Genomic DNA, 17,230 nt, shown 5'->3' with positions numbered 1-17,230 from the left:
ATGAGTTTAAAAATAAGCATTCCAATTGAAAAGGATTTATCTCCAAAAATCGCTGTTTTTGGGGTAGGAGGAGGAGGCGTAAATGCCGTTAATAATATGATATCATCTAATCTAGAAGGTGTTGATTTTTTTGTTGCTAATACTGATGCTCAAGCTCTAGATAATTCTTTAGCAATTAATAAAATTAAATTTGGAATAACATCTACAAAAGGTTTAGGTGCAGGATCAGATCCAAAAGTTGGAGCTATAGCGGCGGAAGAATCAACAAATGAAATTATCGAAGCATTAGACAGATATAATCTTATTTTTATCACAGCAGGGATGGGAGGCGGAACTGGAACAGGTGGAGCTCCTATAGTTGCAAAAATTGCCAAAGAAAGGAATATTTTAACTGTAGGAGTTGTTACTAAGCCATTCCATTTTGAAGGTGCAAGAAGGATGAAAACAGCTGAAGAAGGTCTAGATGAATTGCAGAAATTTGTTGATACTCTTATTATAATACCTAATCAAAATCTTTTTAGACTAGCAAATGAAAAAACTACTTTTGCCGATGCATTTAAAATGGCGGATGAAGTATTGCATGCAGGTGTGAAGGGTATAACGGATTTAATAACTAAGCCTGGTCTAATTAACTTGGATTTCGCTGATATTCATGCGGTAATGAATGAGAAAGGAAAAGCTATGATGGGGACGGGTGAAGCAGAAGGAGAAAATAGGGCTATTAAAGCTTCAGAAGCAGCTATATCCAATCCATTGCTTGATCACTCATCGATGAAAGGAGCAAGAGGGGTGTTGATTAACATTACTGGTGGTATGGATATGACATTGTTTGAGGTGGATGAAGCAGCGAATAGAATTAAAGAAGAAGTTGATCCTAATGCAAATATAATTTTTGGTTCTGCGTTTGATGCTGATTTGGAAGGGAAATTAAGAGTTTCTGTGGTAGCAACTGGAATTGATGTAAAGACTCAAAAAATAATAGATAATAAATTAATAAATAATTTTGGTGATATCACGCTTTCTAAATCTATAAGTATTGACAGCATTACTGAAAGAAATGCAATAAAAGAAAATGATGTTAAAGAGGGGCAGATTGAAGAAAAAATTATAGAAAAAGAAATATTAGCTGAGACAAAAGAAGAATTTATAAATAAAAATTTTAATGAAGATAAGCTTTCATTTCATGCACAAAAAAAAGAGGTATTAGAGCCAAAGCAAAATTCTTTCTATTTCACCTTAACTAATAATAATAGAGATGATATTGATCATATACAACAAAAAGAGAAAGTGAGGGATCATGATTTATCAACAGTTGAAGATGATTTAGCAAAAGAAGAACCAAAAAAAATAAAATCAACTAGTAGTATATTTGAGATACCAACTTTCTTAAGAAATAAAAAAGACTGAATTATTTTTTATTTTGCTACGTAACTCTTCAACCATTTAGAATATCCTAATATGTATTTTAAAAATATTTTGTTTTTGTAACATAATTGTAACAATTCATACGTATAATTGTAATTGGATAAGGAGAGATTATCTGTTGGGAAAAATTAATTTGTGGGGTTTTTATACCCCTCAGGTTAATTTGCTAGTAACTTTTTCCAACAAACTGTTCTGTTTTAATCTGCATGAAAGATGTTCGAAATCTACATGCTTTAAATTTTGATCCTGATTAAAGCAACTATATACATAACTAACTTCCTTAGTTTTAGGATTTATGTGTTTTTGTAAGCATTGAGCGCAAATCTCTTTCATCATACATTGCATAGAAGAATTAACTGATGCAAAGGACTTAATATTTGGATCAAAGAGATTTTTCAGATCATTTTGAATAGCATATGAAACCGCTTTCATCATTGAATCAGAGCCTATCGTAATCATTCTGTTAAAATTTTTCAATTTCAACTCATTGCTAAAGTTTGTATCATAATTCTCTAAAGCTTCTATAATATTACCATGAAAAGATTGGTTTGCATTATTTGATAAGTTTAATTTTGATTCATCACAACACCAAATAACCTGATTTGCAGCCTTTTCTATTTCTTGTGGTTTGAATACATCTGTTCTTTTTTTATACCCTGCAAAATACAAAACATGGCATCCATTGTCTATTAATGCCCTACCTATAGAAAACAGGACTGCATTGCCTAACCCTCCGCCGATTAATAATACATTCTCATTTTTAGGTATATAGGTTGGAGAGCCAGTTGGGCCCATTAGACTAATAGTTTCACCAGGTTTTAAATCTTGGCAAAAATTTGAGGACCCCCCCATTTCAAGAACTATTAATGAAATAATACCCTGAATTTTATCAACAAAAGCTCCAGTTAATGCCAATGGTTCAATGGTCCTTAGATAGCCATTGCTAATTTTTGCATTTGATTCGTAGTTTTGTAGCCTATAAAACTGCCCAGGTTGAAATTCGTTTACAGCTAATGGAGATTTGATAAAAATTTCAACAACATTTTTGGTTAATCTATCTACTTTAATGACTTTAGAAATCAGCTGATTATTCAATTTTTCAAAAAACTTACTACTTTGAAGCTCATTCTTTTTATTATATTTAAAAATTTCTTTAGCAATTAATTTATAACTGTCCTTTGCACTTGCCATAGCCTTTACTACGCTACCAGAATATTTTGGATGTGAATCACCTAATATGCTAATACTAAAATTATTTTCCATATTTATGAAAAAAGTTGGATCCTCGCCATTTTTAATCATAGAAAAATACTTGCCGTTTAACTTAAAATGCTCGGGTTCCTCCCTGGCTAAGGTTGTGTTAGGTGATGTGCCTGTAGCAATTAATATTGTTTTAGCTTGAATAGTCTTGTTATTGCAGATAATTTCTTTACAGTGGCTAAATTTATCTAAAATAACTTCTAATGGGCATGTGTTATCTATAAACTCTATCCCTTCTTCAAATGCCTTAGCAATCTCCTCATGATTCAATCTATATGCAGGAGACTCTTCAAATTTTTTTCGATATATAATTTTCACTCCACCCCATTTCTTCAATAAAAAAAGTCTGTCTTTAGGATTAGCTTTTAATTCTTTTGCATGCTCAATAAATTCCAAAGCAACTTCTAATTCTTCATCATCTAAAGTTTTAAGGAAGTTATTTCCTAATCTTTCGTATTGAGCTAAGAATTTTTCTACCATTATTGGGTAATAGGCAAGGCTTTCTGTTGCCGTGTCTATTGAGGTTAATCCGCCACCTATAACAACAATAGGGAGCCTAATTTGTAAATTAGCCAAGCTACTTTTTCTTGAAGCACCAAGAGTTTGTAATGACATCAAAAAATCAGAGGCACTCCTTACTCCTTTGCATAAAATATTTGGAATATCTGGAATATTTGGCTTTCCTGCGCCAATTGCTAGTGCAACATGGTTGAATCCGAGTTTTTTGGCAGATTGGTAATTGATTGTGCTACCGAACCTTATACTACCATACATTCTAAAATTTTCTCTACGTTCAAGCATCAATCTTAAAATTGTCAGATAATTTTTATTCCATCTTACTGTAATTCCATATTCAGCTACGCCACCAAAACCATAGGCCTTCCTTTCACTAAGTTTTTCTTCAATATCGGAGATGGTTTTAATTGGTTTAAAATTTACTCTAGTTCCTTCTTGTGTAACGCCAGAAAGTTCACTTTGAATTGGTTCAATCTTTAATCCGTCAATTCCCACTATAGTAAATCCCTCATTTATTAAGTAGTGAGAAAGAGTAAAACCTGCCGGTCCCATTCCTACAACCAAAACTTTATAATTATTAAATTCTTTTGGTAAATATCCTTCTGATTTTAGTGGATTCCATTTTGTTAGTAAACTATATATTTCAAATCCATAGTCAAGCCTTAAAATATCATCTAAAATTTTAGTTTCAATTAATGGAATATCAACTGGTTCCTGTTTTTGATAAATGCATGATTTCATGCAATCGTTACATATTCTATGTCCTGTTGCGGCTATCATTGGGTTGTCTATAATTGCAGTAGCAAATGCACCAATGATAAACCCCTTTTTTTTTAGTAAGTTCATTTCTGAAATTTTTTCCTTTAGTGGGCATCCATTCAATTCCACGCCAAGAGAATTTACAGTAATACCGTTAGTTATTTTATCAGATAATCCTTTTGAACAGGAATCTTTATTTTGTTTGTGGCAGTATAAGCAGTAATTCGCATTAACAATAGCGGTATGTTGATTTATTGTATCATCTGTTAGGTCAAAACCTTTTCTATCTCTTAGTTCTTTATTGTCAAAACATTTTGTTTTGTTATTAGATTCTGAATATTCAATTAATTTATCAAAGTTTAATTTTTTAGGTATTTTGAATAATATCCCATTTTTATACTTTTCTCTTCCTTCTTCATTATATAGTGCCCATGCAACATATATTTTAGCAAATTCTAGTAATTTTTCATTGTTATCTTCCTGTAATTTTAAAATATGAGTTGCTATCGATAATTCATCATCTAAGTTGATTCCAGCCTTACATAATATAGAAACAGACTCATTTAGTCGTTTTTCGTCATAATGCTCAATACTAATTTTTCTTTGGATAAATCTTTTTTTACACTCAAATAGAGCAGATGCTTTTTTATGATAATTTAGGCTATTATTCTGACTGTATTTTAGGTTAAACAAAGTAATTATAAAATTCTCTAGGTGCGGAGCTATATGAAGTATTAGTTCAGATGATATGTAGGTATTTTCTCTACCAACAACTAAATCGTGCATAAGAGTTGGGTTTTGGGTATTTAAGAAGTCTAAAAATTTTTCATCTATTGTCCTTAATCCAAATATTGAATATAAGTCCTCAAACTTAATATTAAAGTTTAGTTCAATCATTTTAAATGTCGTAGCATATGATTTAATTTAATAGCAAAAATATAAATAAATTTTTCTTGATAGTTATTATTAATAATGCTTAAATTGTCAAAGTTGGATGTGTTCTGAAATTTAATGCAAAATAAAATTGTAATATCGTTATTAAATATAGTATTTGTTTTATGGATTGTACTAGTTTTTCCTGTTAATTCAAACTCAGATTCAAGAATTAAAGATATTGTTAATTTTGAGGGTATCAGGGACAATGTTTTAGTTGGCTATGGTTTAGTGACTGGGTTAGATGGAACTGGTGATAATTTGAAAAATTCAGTATTTACTCAAAAAGGATTGGTTAATTTGCTTGAAAAATTAGGAATTAATACAAGGGGTGACACTATAAAAACAAAAAATATTGCTGCAGTTATGGTGACAGCAAACTTGCCAGGTTTTTCTAGAGCTGGGAATAAAATATCTATTAATTTAAGCACACTGGGAGATGCTAAAAGTTTAAAAGGTGGTACATTACTCGCAACTCCTTTAATGGGAATTGATGGTAAAATCTATGCTGTGGCGCAAGGGCAAGTTGGAATTGGTAAATTAGCTGATACTAGACAGGATAATTTTAAGCCAATCTTAACATCTGGATACATTATAAACGGAGCATCAGTTGAAAGAGAAATTGAATTTGACCTCAATTCCTTGACTAAAATAAGTATATCATTAAATAATCCTGACCTCACTACAGCTAGATCTATTGCTAATGCAATTAACTCCTATCTAAGTGATACTCTCTCAATGGCAAGAGATCCAGGTACAGTTGTATTACAAATTCCTGAGGAATATAAAGATAACGTTGTGGGATTATTAGCAGACATTGAAAATATAACAATATCACCAGATACCACAGCTAAAATTATAATTGATGAAGCTACTGGTACTGTGGTTATTGGAAAACATGTTAAAATTAGTAAAGTTGCTATTGCGCAAAAAAATTTAATAGTAAAGGTTTCGCCATTAGAGGAATTTGAAATTGAGTCAGATATTGTTCCTACTAGCGATAAAAACCAGCCATCTCAACCTGGCACTGCTTTTAAGGTGCTAGAACCTACTGCCAATCTTGCTGATTTAGTATCAGGGTTAAATTCACTTGGTGTAAAAACACAAGATTTGATCAGTATATTGAAATCAATACGTGATGCTGGTGCTTTGCAAGGAGAAATAGAAATAAGGTGATGTAATGAGTACAGGTAATAATAACGCAATCACTGATAAACATAACATTAATCAAGAATTGAAACGCCCTGATTTGCATCTAAATGTTAATTCTAATATTGAAAAAAAGAAATTTAATGCAATGCTAGATGAATTTAATGCAACGTTATTGTCTAGTATGATGGAACCAATTTATGAAAATATTGAGCCAGATCCATTGACAGGAGGTGGATTTGCTGAAGAAACTCTAAATCATTTTTTAATTAATGAATATGCCAGAGAAATTACCAAAGATGGAAATTTTAAAGTTGATCCAAATTTAAATAAACAATTGTTAAAGAAATATCAAAATCATGGATAATGAAAAAATTGAAGAATCAAAACAAAATGTTGAGCATGAAAAGAATGATGAAGATTTTTTTGAATACGAATTAATTATTAAAGCATTAGGAAGGCTTAGTAAGATTGTTAAAAGGGAAGAGGAATTCATTGAAAAAAAACAATATGATAAAGCGGTGGAGTTGATTCCAGACAAAATAGAATTAGTGAATTTTTTTTCAAAAAATAAAAAGAAAATTCTCAATAGTTTTAGTGTATCTAAGGAGCAAGATTTACAAAATAAGGAAGAGTTTAAAAATTTGGTACAAAATTTGCTGGATGTTTCTGGTAAGAACATGAATAAAATTAAAAAGGCACAATATTTGGGTTCAAAGGTTATGGAAATACTAAAAGAATCAATTCAAAAAAATGAGATGAAGAACAAGAATTATTATAAAACTGGTAAATCGTTTGCTAAAGAAAAAATTAGTAAACATGTAATGCTTAATAAGGAGGCTTAATTCTATGAGTAAAATAATGGAAACCACAGCATCTGCGATTAGGAATCATGAAAGACAGATAGGTGTTGCTCAACAAAATATCGTCAATGCTAATGATCCGAATTATATTAAACAGGAAGTAAATCTAGTATCGAATACGCAAGTTGGAGCCGAAATTAAAAGTATTGATTTAGCAATGAGCGAAGGCTTATTAAAAGAGCAGTATAATAAAAATTCATTGTTTCATTCTAGTCGTGTAAGTAAGGAAATGCTACAGCAAGTGATAGAGGACGTATACAGTTTGAAACTTGATGGAAAAAATAGTATTACAGTCAATCTAAACGGCATTTTTGGAAATATAAAAGAGTTAGAGCTAGCAAGTAATAATTCAAATAAGATGAATGATGCTGTTAGTTCAATGGAAAAATTTGTAGAAAATGTTTCTCAGCAATCTGAGAAGCTTCAGAAATTTAGACAGGAACAGGATGAGCATATCTTCAAATCAGTTGAAAAATTAAATGGCCATATAGTAACTGCAAGAAATTTAAGTCAAGCATTGCCTTTACTCAAGGGTGACGGCGTTCGAGGTAGCGATATCAAGTATAATGATGCAAAAAATAAGCTTTTTAATGAGATAAGAGAAATATCAAAGCTAATTGATGTTAATCAATATTTTGATAAAGATGGTGAATTGGTCTTAGAAACAAAATCAGGTATCCCACTAATCAAGGGTGATATTAAATATAAGGTCGAATTTACTCATACAGATGGACTGGATAATTATTTAAAGAGTGATTTTATATTTCCTGCTCTTTCTGTTGTTGATGAAGATATACAGGACACTTCTCCTCAATTTAGGAATGATTTAGTGACAAGTGGGGTTACAAATCAAATCACACATCATTTAAAAGGCGGTGAGTTACAAGCGAGATTTGAACTTAGGGATAAAATTATACCAGATCTAGTAAACAGATTGGATATATACACCGATACTTTGGTGAGGGAAATGAATGCTGTTTATGCCGATGCTACGCCTAAATTAGGCTTTAAATCAGTTATTAGTAATAATAAATTTACAAGTAGTGATACAATAACAGTTAGTGGAAAATTTAGAATTGGGTTGTTTAATCCTAATGATGGTTTATCCATTAAGAATGCTGCAGGTAAACCAGAAACAATAGAAATTGATTTAAGTAATGGTATTTCTAGATTACAAAACTTAATAGATAAAATCAATAATACTTCAAGTGGTAGCTACAGTGTTTTGGCTGGATTGGATGGGGATGGGCATTTAACAATAATCCCAGGAGGTACAAATCCTATAAATGCTAATTTTGCTATTATTAGTGAAGATAGCAAATTTGGTGCTGATGGCGTTGGAATTAATCAGTTTTTTGGATTCAATAATCTCAAGCTCTTTACTTATGTAGATGATAAGCATTATGACAGTAGAACTTCTGCTAATAGCACTATATCCTTAAAAATTTCTGATGAAATTACAAATAGTCGTCAGATATATACAGCAAAAGTAAGGAAAGATGGTGACATAGGAAGAAACAATAAAGCTGCTTTAGAAGAATTACTTAAAATTCAAAATAAGGAGTTTAGCTTTAAAGGAACAGATTCTATTGCAAAATCTACTACAACTTTTTCAAGTTATGCGAATGGTATAGTTGACACACTTAATATTAAACATCAATATCTTGAAGAGAAAGTTGTGAAAAATAAAATTGAATTAGAAGCGATTGATGAACAGATTGCCTCAAAATCTGGTGTTAATACAGATCAAGAGTTATTGTACATCACGCAACTTGATAGGATGCATAAATACGTATTAAAGACTTTTCAAATAATGGAAGAGTATTGGAAAACACTATTAGCAACATTTTAAGGGGAGTAGAACATGTCAGTAAATTTTATTAGCACAGCATCTTTAAATCAAAGTACTGAAAGAAATATTAATAAAGTAGTAAATGAAAGAGATAATATCGGTAGGCAAGTCCAGACTGGTAAAAAATTTGAGAATATTTATGACGCTTCTGCATCTGAAGCAAGTGACGTAATTAATATTCAAGAGTCTATCGATGTACAGAAAAAGGATGCGGAAATATTGCAAAAAGGTTTTCGTAGAATAAATGAAATGTCAGATGAGTTGGGCAGTATGACAAAATATTTAAGGGGCAAGTTGTATGAATGGCAAGCTAGTATAAATGGAATTACAAATAACGATTTTACTCCACAAAAACAAGAGGAATTTGCTAAGGGCCTGCTTAGTGGAATGGGGAATTTTTTGAATAAAAAATCAGTATATGATGGAACCTATTTATTTGCAGGAGAGAATATGGATACGAAACCTGTTGAATTATCTGGAAAAGTTGATCCAGACAAATACTACTTAGGAAGTAAACACAATATGTCATTTTCATATAGTGATGAGCAGATAAAGCTTGATTTTAATGCTGGAGACAATTCTGTAAAGGGAATTGTCAAATTATTTGTAGGAGTAGTGAATGCTAATGCTGGTGATATGCAGAAGGTATTTACAGATTTTGAGGATGGAATTGACAAATTAATTGAAGCAAAGCAAAGGGTTGATTCAATTAGTAAAAATTTAAAGGAATTTGAGGAAATACAAAGGACAGATATACTGAATAGTACCAAAAGTTATGATGATATTACTAAAGTTCATGAGTTTACTGGGTATACTGATTTACTGCAAGTATCAAAGCGACTTTCTGAAATTTACTCAAGTATTGGGGCTTTATCTAAGAGCTTAGTTGATTATATACGTTTATAAAGTGGCTAAAGAGGAAGTAGTGTATGTTGAAGAAAAAAGAAATACAGGAAAATGATATTTTAGTTTTTCAAAATAAATTTGGCTCTATTGAGGTAAACACTAAATATAAGATTTTTTTCCCAAAGGGTTTGATTGGTCTTGCAGATTCAAAAATGTTTTGTTTAGCCGATGCAAATAACGATAAATATAAGTCTTTCAAATTATTGCAGTCTATAGAAAGTGGGCAATTATGCTTTTTAACACTACCTATATCTTTTAGTAATAGTATAATAAAAGAGCGAGATTTACTTGGTGCAATTGACACTTTGGAGTTAATTAGAGATGAAGTTGCGGTTATATTGCTTTGCTCAACTAAAAATATTGATAATAAATTGAAATTAGCTGTAAATGCTAGAGCTCCAATTTTCCTTAATTTATCTGAGCAGACTGCATTTCAGTATGTATTGCATAATTCAAATTATAGTCTGGCACATCCATTATAAAAATTGTGTTTTTAAAGCTTTCAATTTTTCGAGTATTGACTATAATGAGTATTATATAGTTTTTTTGATTTATGAATAATATTTTAAAGTCGTTTTTTCTGTGTTTTTTATTGTTAAGCATGAGCAATTGTGCGGTAATAGGTATTGCAACCACTGCAACAACAGGAACCATCATAGCTGAAGATAGAACGGTTGGTGATATTATAGATGACAAGGGGATGGCCATAAAAGTGAAACATCAATATGTAAAAAATAGTGTAGATGGTTCGTTGGGAGGAATTTCTTTAGAAGTATACGAAGGTAGGGTATTGTTGATTGGTTATGTAACGTCTACTGAATATAAGGATGAGGCAGAGAAATTAGCTTGGGTGGTGCGAGGAGTAAAAGAAGTTATTAATGATATAGCTATTTCTGAAAAAAATGAGGCAAGTTTGCCTGGAGATGTGTGGATATCGACAAAATTGAGGAGTAAATTTTTGGTTAATAAAGAAATACATTCAGTTAATTATAAAATTATGGTCTACAATAAAGTGGTATACCTTTTAGGAGTTGCAGAAACACAAAAAGAGTTGGAAACTGCACTTAATATTGCTGGAGAAGTTCAAGGAGTTAAGAAAGTTAAAAATTATATATTGGTTAAATCCGATATTAGAAGAGAGAGTTAATTACTTTGTTGATATTGCATTTAGAATTATCTAGATGCTTTTTTATTAATTAACTGATGAAGCGAGTTTATAAAAGTTCTTTTAGGGAAAGAGTTTTGTATAATTTGGCTAGAAAAATAATTTGAATGAAATATATATACTAGTAAGCATCATTTATTTGTTGCATCTTATTAAATATTTTATACTCTCAGAAGGTGGTATACGTTAAGTAACACAATGTTAGGAGAAGAATTAGATAGCAGATAAATAGGTTTTAGCTATATATAACCCGGATAATTGGTATCAGTATCAATATATACTGCGTATCGGTGATATAGGTAACATTGTGTTAATTAACATTTACTATATTAACTTATCTAATACCAAGGTATTATGCCTTGGTATTTTTTAGTGAAAGGTAAGGCTTATGATTTTGAAATATAAATTATAATTATCCCTAGAAAAGGCCACGATATTATTGTATCATCACCTAGCTTTCAATAACAAAAAATTGTATGCATAATAAAAAAAGAGTTTTCTCAGGAATACAGCCAACTGGCAAAATAACAATAGGTAATTATCTTGGAGCAATTAAGAATTGGGTGGCAATGCAACAACAATATGATTGCTTGTTTTGTATAGTCGATTTGCATTCACTAACCTCAAATTTTAATCCACAGGAATTGCAGGAAAATATTAGGTACAATATTGCGCTTTATATTGCAGCTGGCCTTAATCCTGATAATGTAACTATATTTCGTCAATCAAAGGTTTCTGAGCATTCTGAGCTTACTTGGATACTCAGCTGCTTTACACAAATGGGATGGCTTAACAGGATGACTCAATTTAAAGATAAAGCTGGAAAAAATAAAGAGACGGCCAATCTGGGACTATATTCATATCCAGTTTTAATGGCAGCTGATATTTTGCTTTATAATGCGAATATTGTTCCTGTTGGAGAAGATCAAAAACAACATATAGAGCTTACTAGAGATATTGCAATTTCATTTAATAAGAAAGTAGGTAAAGAAATTTTTACAATTCCTGATGCTGTAATAGATTCTAAAGCAAAGAGAATTATGAGTTTAAAGGATGCTTCTAAAAAAATGAGCAAATCTGATCCATCCGACATTTCTAGAATAAATATGTCTGATAATGAAGAATTAATAAGAAAGAAAATTCGTAAAGCTAAAACAGATGATGCTCCATGCATTAGCTATAATCCAATCGATAGACCTGAAATTTCAAACCTCATAGATATATATTCGTGTTTCACGGAGATTGATGTTAATAAAGTTGTTAAAAATTTTGAATTAATGAAGAATTCTGAATTCAAAGAGGCTTTAGCTGATGTTATTATAAAGAAAATTTGCCCAATTCATCAAAAAACGATTCAAATCATGGAAGATAAAGAATACCTTGAAGAAATTACAAAAAATGGAACAATGAAAGCAAAAGCTATTGCTGAAAAAAATATCGGCATAGTTAAGCAAATTATTGGTATTAGTTAATTATGTCATTATGCATAGTAGATGGGTATAATTTTGTATTTAGGGCATTTCATTCTCTTCCTCCATTAACAACTTCTAGTAATATACCAGTTGGGGCTGTTTATGGTTTTATTAATATGCTTGCAAAGCTTATTGAGGATAATGATTGTGAAATGCTTGCAATCGCACTTGATAGTGGAAAAAAAACATTTAGGAGTGATTTTTACCCACAGTACAAAGCCAATAGAGACGAGCCAGATGAAGCGTTAAAAATACAATTTCCGATTATAAGAGAGGCAATTGAGGCATTTGGAGTGAAAGCAGTGGAAGTACCTGGTTTTGAAGCTGATGATATAATTGCAACGTATACTAGAATTGCCCTTAATAAAAATTTTAAAGTTAAGATTATCAGCTCGGATAAAGATTTGATTCAACTAATGCAAAATAACGTTGAAATTTTTGATCCACTTAAAAAAAAGTACATAACCCCAAGTTTAGTTTTAGAAAAATATGGGATTAAATATTCTCAAATGACAGATTACCTTTCACTTATAGGAGATGCGTCAGATAATATCCCAGGAGTTAAAAAAGTAGGGCCGAAAACTGCAATAAAATTACTTAATCAATTTGAGACGCTAGAGAATATTTACAGCAATCTTGAAATAATTGAACCAACAAGAATAAAAAGCTTACTTGAAGATTCAAAAAACGAAGCCTTTTTATCAAAAAAATTAGTTACACTAGATGAAAATGTTCAGCTGCCTTTCGATATTGAGCAGCTTAAATTTAAGATAGTGACTCAGGATAAGCTTACTAATTTTTTAGATAAGTATGAGTTTAAATCACTCAACACAAATAAGTTAATGTCTTTAAAAAATCAACCATCTCCTGATATAAAATCAGTTGAGACAAAGGTTATGACAATAAATGAATTATGGAAAATATATCCTGAAATTGAAAAATTTGGAAAATTCTATTTTTATTTTAACAGTGACATATTTTCATGTTATTTTGGAGGTTATCTATATAATATTAATTTATCAAATCAGTTAAATTTACTTTCTTTTGACGACAAGGATTTTAGTAATAATAATCTTTATGATATATTAAAATGCCTTAAAATGGTTTTTGAAGAAACTTCTATTAAGAAAGTGTGTTTTGATGCGAAATTAGTCATTAATTTATGTATCAATGAAGAGATTAAATTTAGAAATTTTGATGATATTTCATTACTTGCATATACATTGCATACTGGTAAGCAAAAAATTAATTTTGAAAATCTTAGCAATTTTTATAATCTAAACTATAAAAAACATGATGCATTTTACATCTTCAATCTTCATAAAATTTTGAAGGTCCAACTTGCAGATGAAAGAAAATTTGAAATATATGAAATCATTGAGAAGCCACTACTTTTATTATTGATTAAGATTGAAAATAAGGGAATAAAAATAGATAAAAGCATATTGATGGAGCTAGGGAAAGAATTTGAGGAAAAGATAAGTTTATTGCAAGATGAAATTTTCCAATTATCTGGTGAAGAGTTTAATATTGGTTCACCCAAACAAATTGGTGAAATACTTTTTGACAAGTTAAAATTAGAAGGTGGCAAGAAAGCCAAAAAAAGTGATGGCTATATCACGGATGCTGAAACACTCGAGAAACATGCAGCTTTAGGGATTCCGATTGCCAGAAAAATTTTAGAATGGAGGCATTATTCAAAGTTAGTATCGACATATATAAATGCTTTGCAAAAAGCTATAAATAAGAACGATGGTAGGATACATACAACTTTTTCTCTAACCACTACATCAACTGGCAGATTATCTTCACACGACCCAAATTTACAAAATATTCCAATAAGAACGAGTGATGGAAATAGAATAAGGAAAGCCTTTATTGCCAAGGAAAATTTCTCTATAATTTCTGGTGATTATTCACAAATAGAGCTTAGAATATTAGCTGATATTGCAAATATAAAAAGTCTAAAAGATGCGTTTAACCAGAAGAAAGATGTTCATAGTATAACAGCTAGTCAAATATTTGACATTCCATTAGATAAAGTTGACTCAGAACACAGAAGAAAGGCAAAGGCTATTAATTTTGGTATTATATATGGTCAAAGTGCATATGGTCTTGCAAACAGTTTAAACATCAGAAGAGAAGAGGCTTTTTCATATATTGAATCATATTTTAAGCAATACCCAGGTATTAAGGAGTATATGGACGCAACTATTGATTTTGCAAAAAAGCATGGATATGTAAAAACTTTGATGGGAAGGAAATGTTATATAGAAAGTATTAATGATAGAAATTACAATCTAAGAAATTTTGCTCAAAGAGCTGCAATTAATGCACCTATCCAAGGAACAGCGTCTGAGATAATAAAAAAAGCGATGGTAGATCTAGATTCAAATCTTCAGGAATTTTTGATCTTACAAATTCATGATGAGTTATTATTTGAAGTTCCAGATGAGATTGTAAGTGATTGCTGTGTCAAAATTAAAAATACTATGATAAATACCTTCAAGCTATCTATACCAATTGAAGTTGATATTTCTTATGCCAAAAGTTGGTATCACACAAAATAATTAATCCTAAAAATGCCTTTATTATGATTTTTCTTGCCTTTTAAGATAGTTATTATTAGATGCTTTTTATTCCATTTTTTATAATATTTTTTAATAAAAATTAACATTTTTATTCCCTCATAGCCATAACTCACTTCAATACAAAAAATTGATTTTAGAATTTTACTTTCAAAGTCTTGAAAATAAATAATTGACGTATATATAAGGTGCATATTTAAAGCTAATTATTTTTTGAGGTAAAAATGAATTTTCAACCATTACATGATAGAGTACTAGTTGAGAGACTAGAAGAAGAACACAAAACCAAGAGCGGTATTATTATACCTGACACTGCGAAAGAAAAACCAATGGAAGGTAAAGTGATAGCAGTTGGATCTGGTGTAAAAGATGATAAAGGTCATATATCTCCTTTGGATGTTAAGGTAGGAAATAAGATTTTATTTGCTAAATGGGGTGGTACAGAAGTGAAACTTGATGGCAAGGAATACCTTATCATGAAGGAATCAGATATTTTAGGAATAATTAAATCATAAATTTATAGGAGTTTAAAATGACAGCAAAAATGATTGATAAAGGAACACAAGCTAGAGACAAGCTACTAAAAGGTATAAAAATAGTTGCTGATACTGTAGGTGTAACATTGGGGCCAAGAGGAAGAAATGTAGTAATCGAAAAATCTTTTGGTGCGCCAAAAATTACAAAGGATGGAGTATCAGTTGCAAAAGAAATTGAACTGGAAGATAAAGTTGAAAATCTAGGTGCACAAATTCTGAAAGAAGCAGCAAATAAAACTAATGATAGAGCTGGTGATGGTACAACTACTACTATTGTTTTGGCAGAAGCTATTGCGAGAGAAGGAGTTAAAGCTGTTACTGCTGGGATGAATCCAATGGATTTAAAAAGAGGTATTGAAGCTGCAAGTGAAAAAATTCTTAACGAAATTAAAAAGGCTTCTAAAAATATTTCTTCATCTGAGGAAATATCTCAAGTTGCTACTATATCTGCAAATGGTGATGCAGACATTGGAGAAAAAATTGCTAAAGCTTTTGAAAAAGTTGGTAAAGATGGTGTTATAACTGTTGAGGAGGCTAATAAAAGTGATATTTTTGAGGTAGAGGTAGTAGAAGGAATGAATTTTGACAGAGGTTATATTTCACCATATTTTGTTACCAATTCAGAAAAAATGACATGTGAATTAGAAGATGCACACATCTTAGTATATGAAAAGAAGATTAGCAATTTACAACAAATGATAAAACTTTTAGAAGAAGTTGTGCAATCATCTAAACCACTTTTAATCATCGCTGAAGATATTGAGGGTGAAGCTTTAGCTACATTGATAGTAAATAAACTAAGGGGTGGCTTAAAAGTTGCTGCAGTTAAAGCTCCAGGATTTGGAGATAGAAGAAAGTCTATGCTTGAAGATATAGCTGCTTTAACAGGAGCTCAACTAATTAGTGAAGATCTTGGGCATAAGCTTGAAAATGTTACTTTAGATGACCTTGGTAGTGCTAAAAAAATATTAATATCAAAAGATGATACCACAATTGTGAATGGCGCAGGTAATAAGTCTGATATCAAAGCTCGTTGTGATCAAATAAAATCTCAAATTGCTGAAGCTACATCTGATTACGATAAAGAAAAGTTAGAAGAAAGACTTGCAAAATTAGCAGGTGGAGTCGCTGTATTGAAAGTGGGTGGAATCACAGAAGTTGAAGTAAAAGAAAAGAAAGATAGAGTTGAAGATGCTTACCACGCTACTAAAGCGGCAATTGCAGAAGGTATTGTTCCTGGTGGTGGATGTACATTATTATATGCCTCAAAAGCATTAAATGGAATGAAAGGTAAAAATGCAGATGAAACTGTAGGGATTGATATTGTTAGAAAAGCCTTATCAGCTCCAATTCGTAAGATAATTGAGAATGCTGGAATGGAAAGTGCATTAATAGTTGAAAAATTATTAGAACAAAATAAGCATACTATGACTTATGACGCTCAAAATCACGAAGTTGTAGACGCATTTAAAAAAGGTATAGTGGATCCTACAAAAGTAGTTAGAAATGCACTTCAAAGCGCTGTGTCGGTTGCATCGCTATTAGTTACAACTGAAGCAACTGTTTGTGATGCTCCAAAAAAAGATGACTCAATGTCAGGTGGTGGAATGCCAATGGGTGGTATGGGAGGAATGGGTGGTATGGGAATGTAGTAATTCCGTACTTTCTATTTTCACTAAAGCTCCAGGAGAGAATCTTGGAGCTTTTTTTGTTCAATAAAGTCAGTAAAAACAACATTGCATAATGCCTAAACATGATTTAATATGAACACATAAAATCAATATCCATTTTTTAAAATTTTGAAAT

The 17,230-nt window shown here is 30.9% G+C and carries 13 protein-coding genes; 12 read left to right on the top strand and 1 reads right to left on the bottom strand.

Translation table 11 applies throughout. The features are described from left to right. Nucleotides 1-1,407 carry a cell division protein FtsZ gene (gene ftsZ / locus N3Z17_RS05870; protein WP_282471786.1) on the top strand — a complete coding sequence of 469 codons (1,407 nt, stop codon included), beginning with the start codon at nt 1-3 and terminating at the stop codon, nt 1,405-1,407. 171 nt (nt 1,408-1,578) lie between these two features. Here the strand turns inward: ftsZ and N3Z17_RS05865 are convergent, their stop codons facing one another. Next, entirely contained in the window at nt 1,579-4,857 is a 3,279-nt protein-coding gene (locus N3Z17_RS05865) for an FAD-dependent oxidoreductase (RefSeq protein WP_282471785.1), read from the bottom strand. Nucleotides 4,858-4,971: 114 nt separating this feature from the next. Here N3Z17_RS05865 and N3Z17_RS05860 point away from each other — a divergent pair, with 114 nt between their 5' ends. The 11 genes from N3Z17_RS05860 (at nt 4,972) to groL (ending at nt 17,076) form a co-directional block, all read left to right on the top strand. Continuing rightward, nucleotides 4,972-6,069 carry a flagellar basal body P-ring protein FlgI gene (locus N3Z17_RS05860; protein ID WP_282471784.1) on the top strand — a complete coding sequence of 366 codons (1,098 nt, stop codon included), beginning with the start codon at nt 4,972-4,974 and terminating at the stop codon, nt 6,067-6,069. Between the two features lie 4 nt (nt 6,070-6,073). Beyond that, nucleotides 6,074-6,409 (top strand): hypothetical protein, encoded by a 336-nt coding sequence (locus N3Z17_RS05855; protein ID WP_282471783.1) that lies wholly within the window; start codon nt 6,074-6,076, stop codon nt 6,407-6,409. Continuing rightward, a complete protein-coding gene (locus N3Z17_RS05850; RefSeq protein WP_282471782.1) occupies nt 6,402-6,887 on the top strand; it encodes a hypothetical protein in 486 nt (161 codons plus the stop codon). The genes N3Z17_RS05855 and N3Z17_RS05850 overlap by 8 nt, the downstream gene beginning before the upstream one ends. Before the next feature lie 4 nt (nt 6,888-6,891). Further along, entirely contained in the window at nt 6,892-8,757 is a 1,866-nt protein-coding gene (locus tag N3Z17_RS05845; protein WP_282471781.1) for a FlgK family flagellar hook-associated protein, read from the top strand. Between the two features lie 12 nt (nt 8,758-8,769). Next, the gene (locus N3Z17_RS05840) at nt 8,770-9,663 is read left to right on the top strand and encodes a hypothetical protein (RefSeq protein WP_282471780.1); all 894 of its coding nucleotides are present in this window, start codon (nt 8,770-8,772) and stop codon (nt 9,661-9,663) included. Between the two features lie 23 nt (nt 9,664-9,686). Beyond that, complete coding sequence (gene fliW, locus N3Z17_RS05835; RefSeq protein ID WP_282471779.1) at nt 9,687-10,145, top strand: flagellar assembly protein FliW; 459 nt, start codon at nt 9,687-9,689, stop codon at nt 10,143-10,145. Nucleotides 10,146-10,264: 119 nt separating this feature from the next. Beyond that, a complete protein-coding gene (locus N3Z17_RS05830) occupies nt 10,265-10,810 on the top strand; it encodes a BON domain-containing protein (protein ID WP_282471778.1) in 546 nt (181 codons plus the stop codon). Nucleotides 10,811-11,304: 494 nt separating this feature from the next. Next, complete coding sequence (gene trpS, locus N3Z17_RS05825) at nt 11,305-12,300, top strand: tryptophan--tRNA ligase (RefSeq protein WP_282471777.1); 996 nt, start codon at nt 11,305-11,307, stop codon at nt 12,298-12,300. Between the two features lie 2 nt (nt 12,301-12,302). Next, nucleotides 12,303-14,870: a DNA polymerase I gene (polA, locus tag N3Z17_RS05820; protein WP_282471776.1), complete on the top strand. Its 2,568-nt coding sequence runs from the start codon at nt 12,303-12,305 to the stop codon at nt 14,868-14,870. Between the two features lie 242 nt (nt 14,871-15,112). Then, complete coding sequence (groES, locus tag N3Z17_RS05815; RefSeq protein ID WP_236869976.1) at nt 15,113-15,403, top strand: co-chaperone GroES; 291 nt, start codon at nt 15,113-15,115, stop codon at nt 15,401-15,403. Between the two features lie 17 nt (nt 15,404-15,420). After that, complete coding sequence (groL, locus tag N3Z17_RS05810; RefSeq protein WP_282471775.1) at nt 15,421-17,076, top strand: chaperonin GroEL; 1,656 nt, start codon at nt 15,421-15,423, stop codon at nt 17,074-17,076. Nucleotides 17,077-17,230 lie beyond the last annotated feature (154 nt).

Origin of the sequence: Candidatus Bandiella numerosa (assembly GCF_029981845.1) — a bacterium.
Lineage (GTDB): Bacteria > Pseudomonadota > Alphaproteobacteria > Rickettsiales > Midichloriaceae > Aquirickettsia > Aquirickettsia numerosa.
This window is presented reverse-complemented; position numbering and strand designations above follow the sequence as displayed.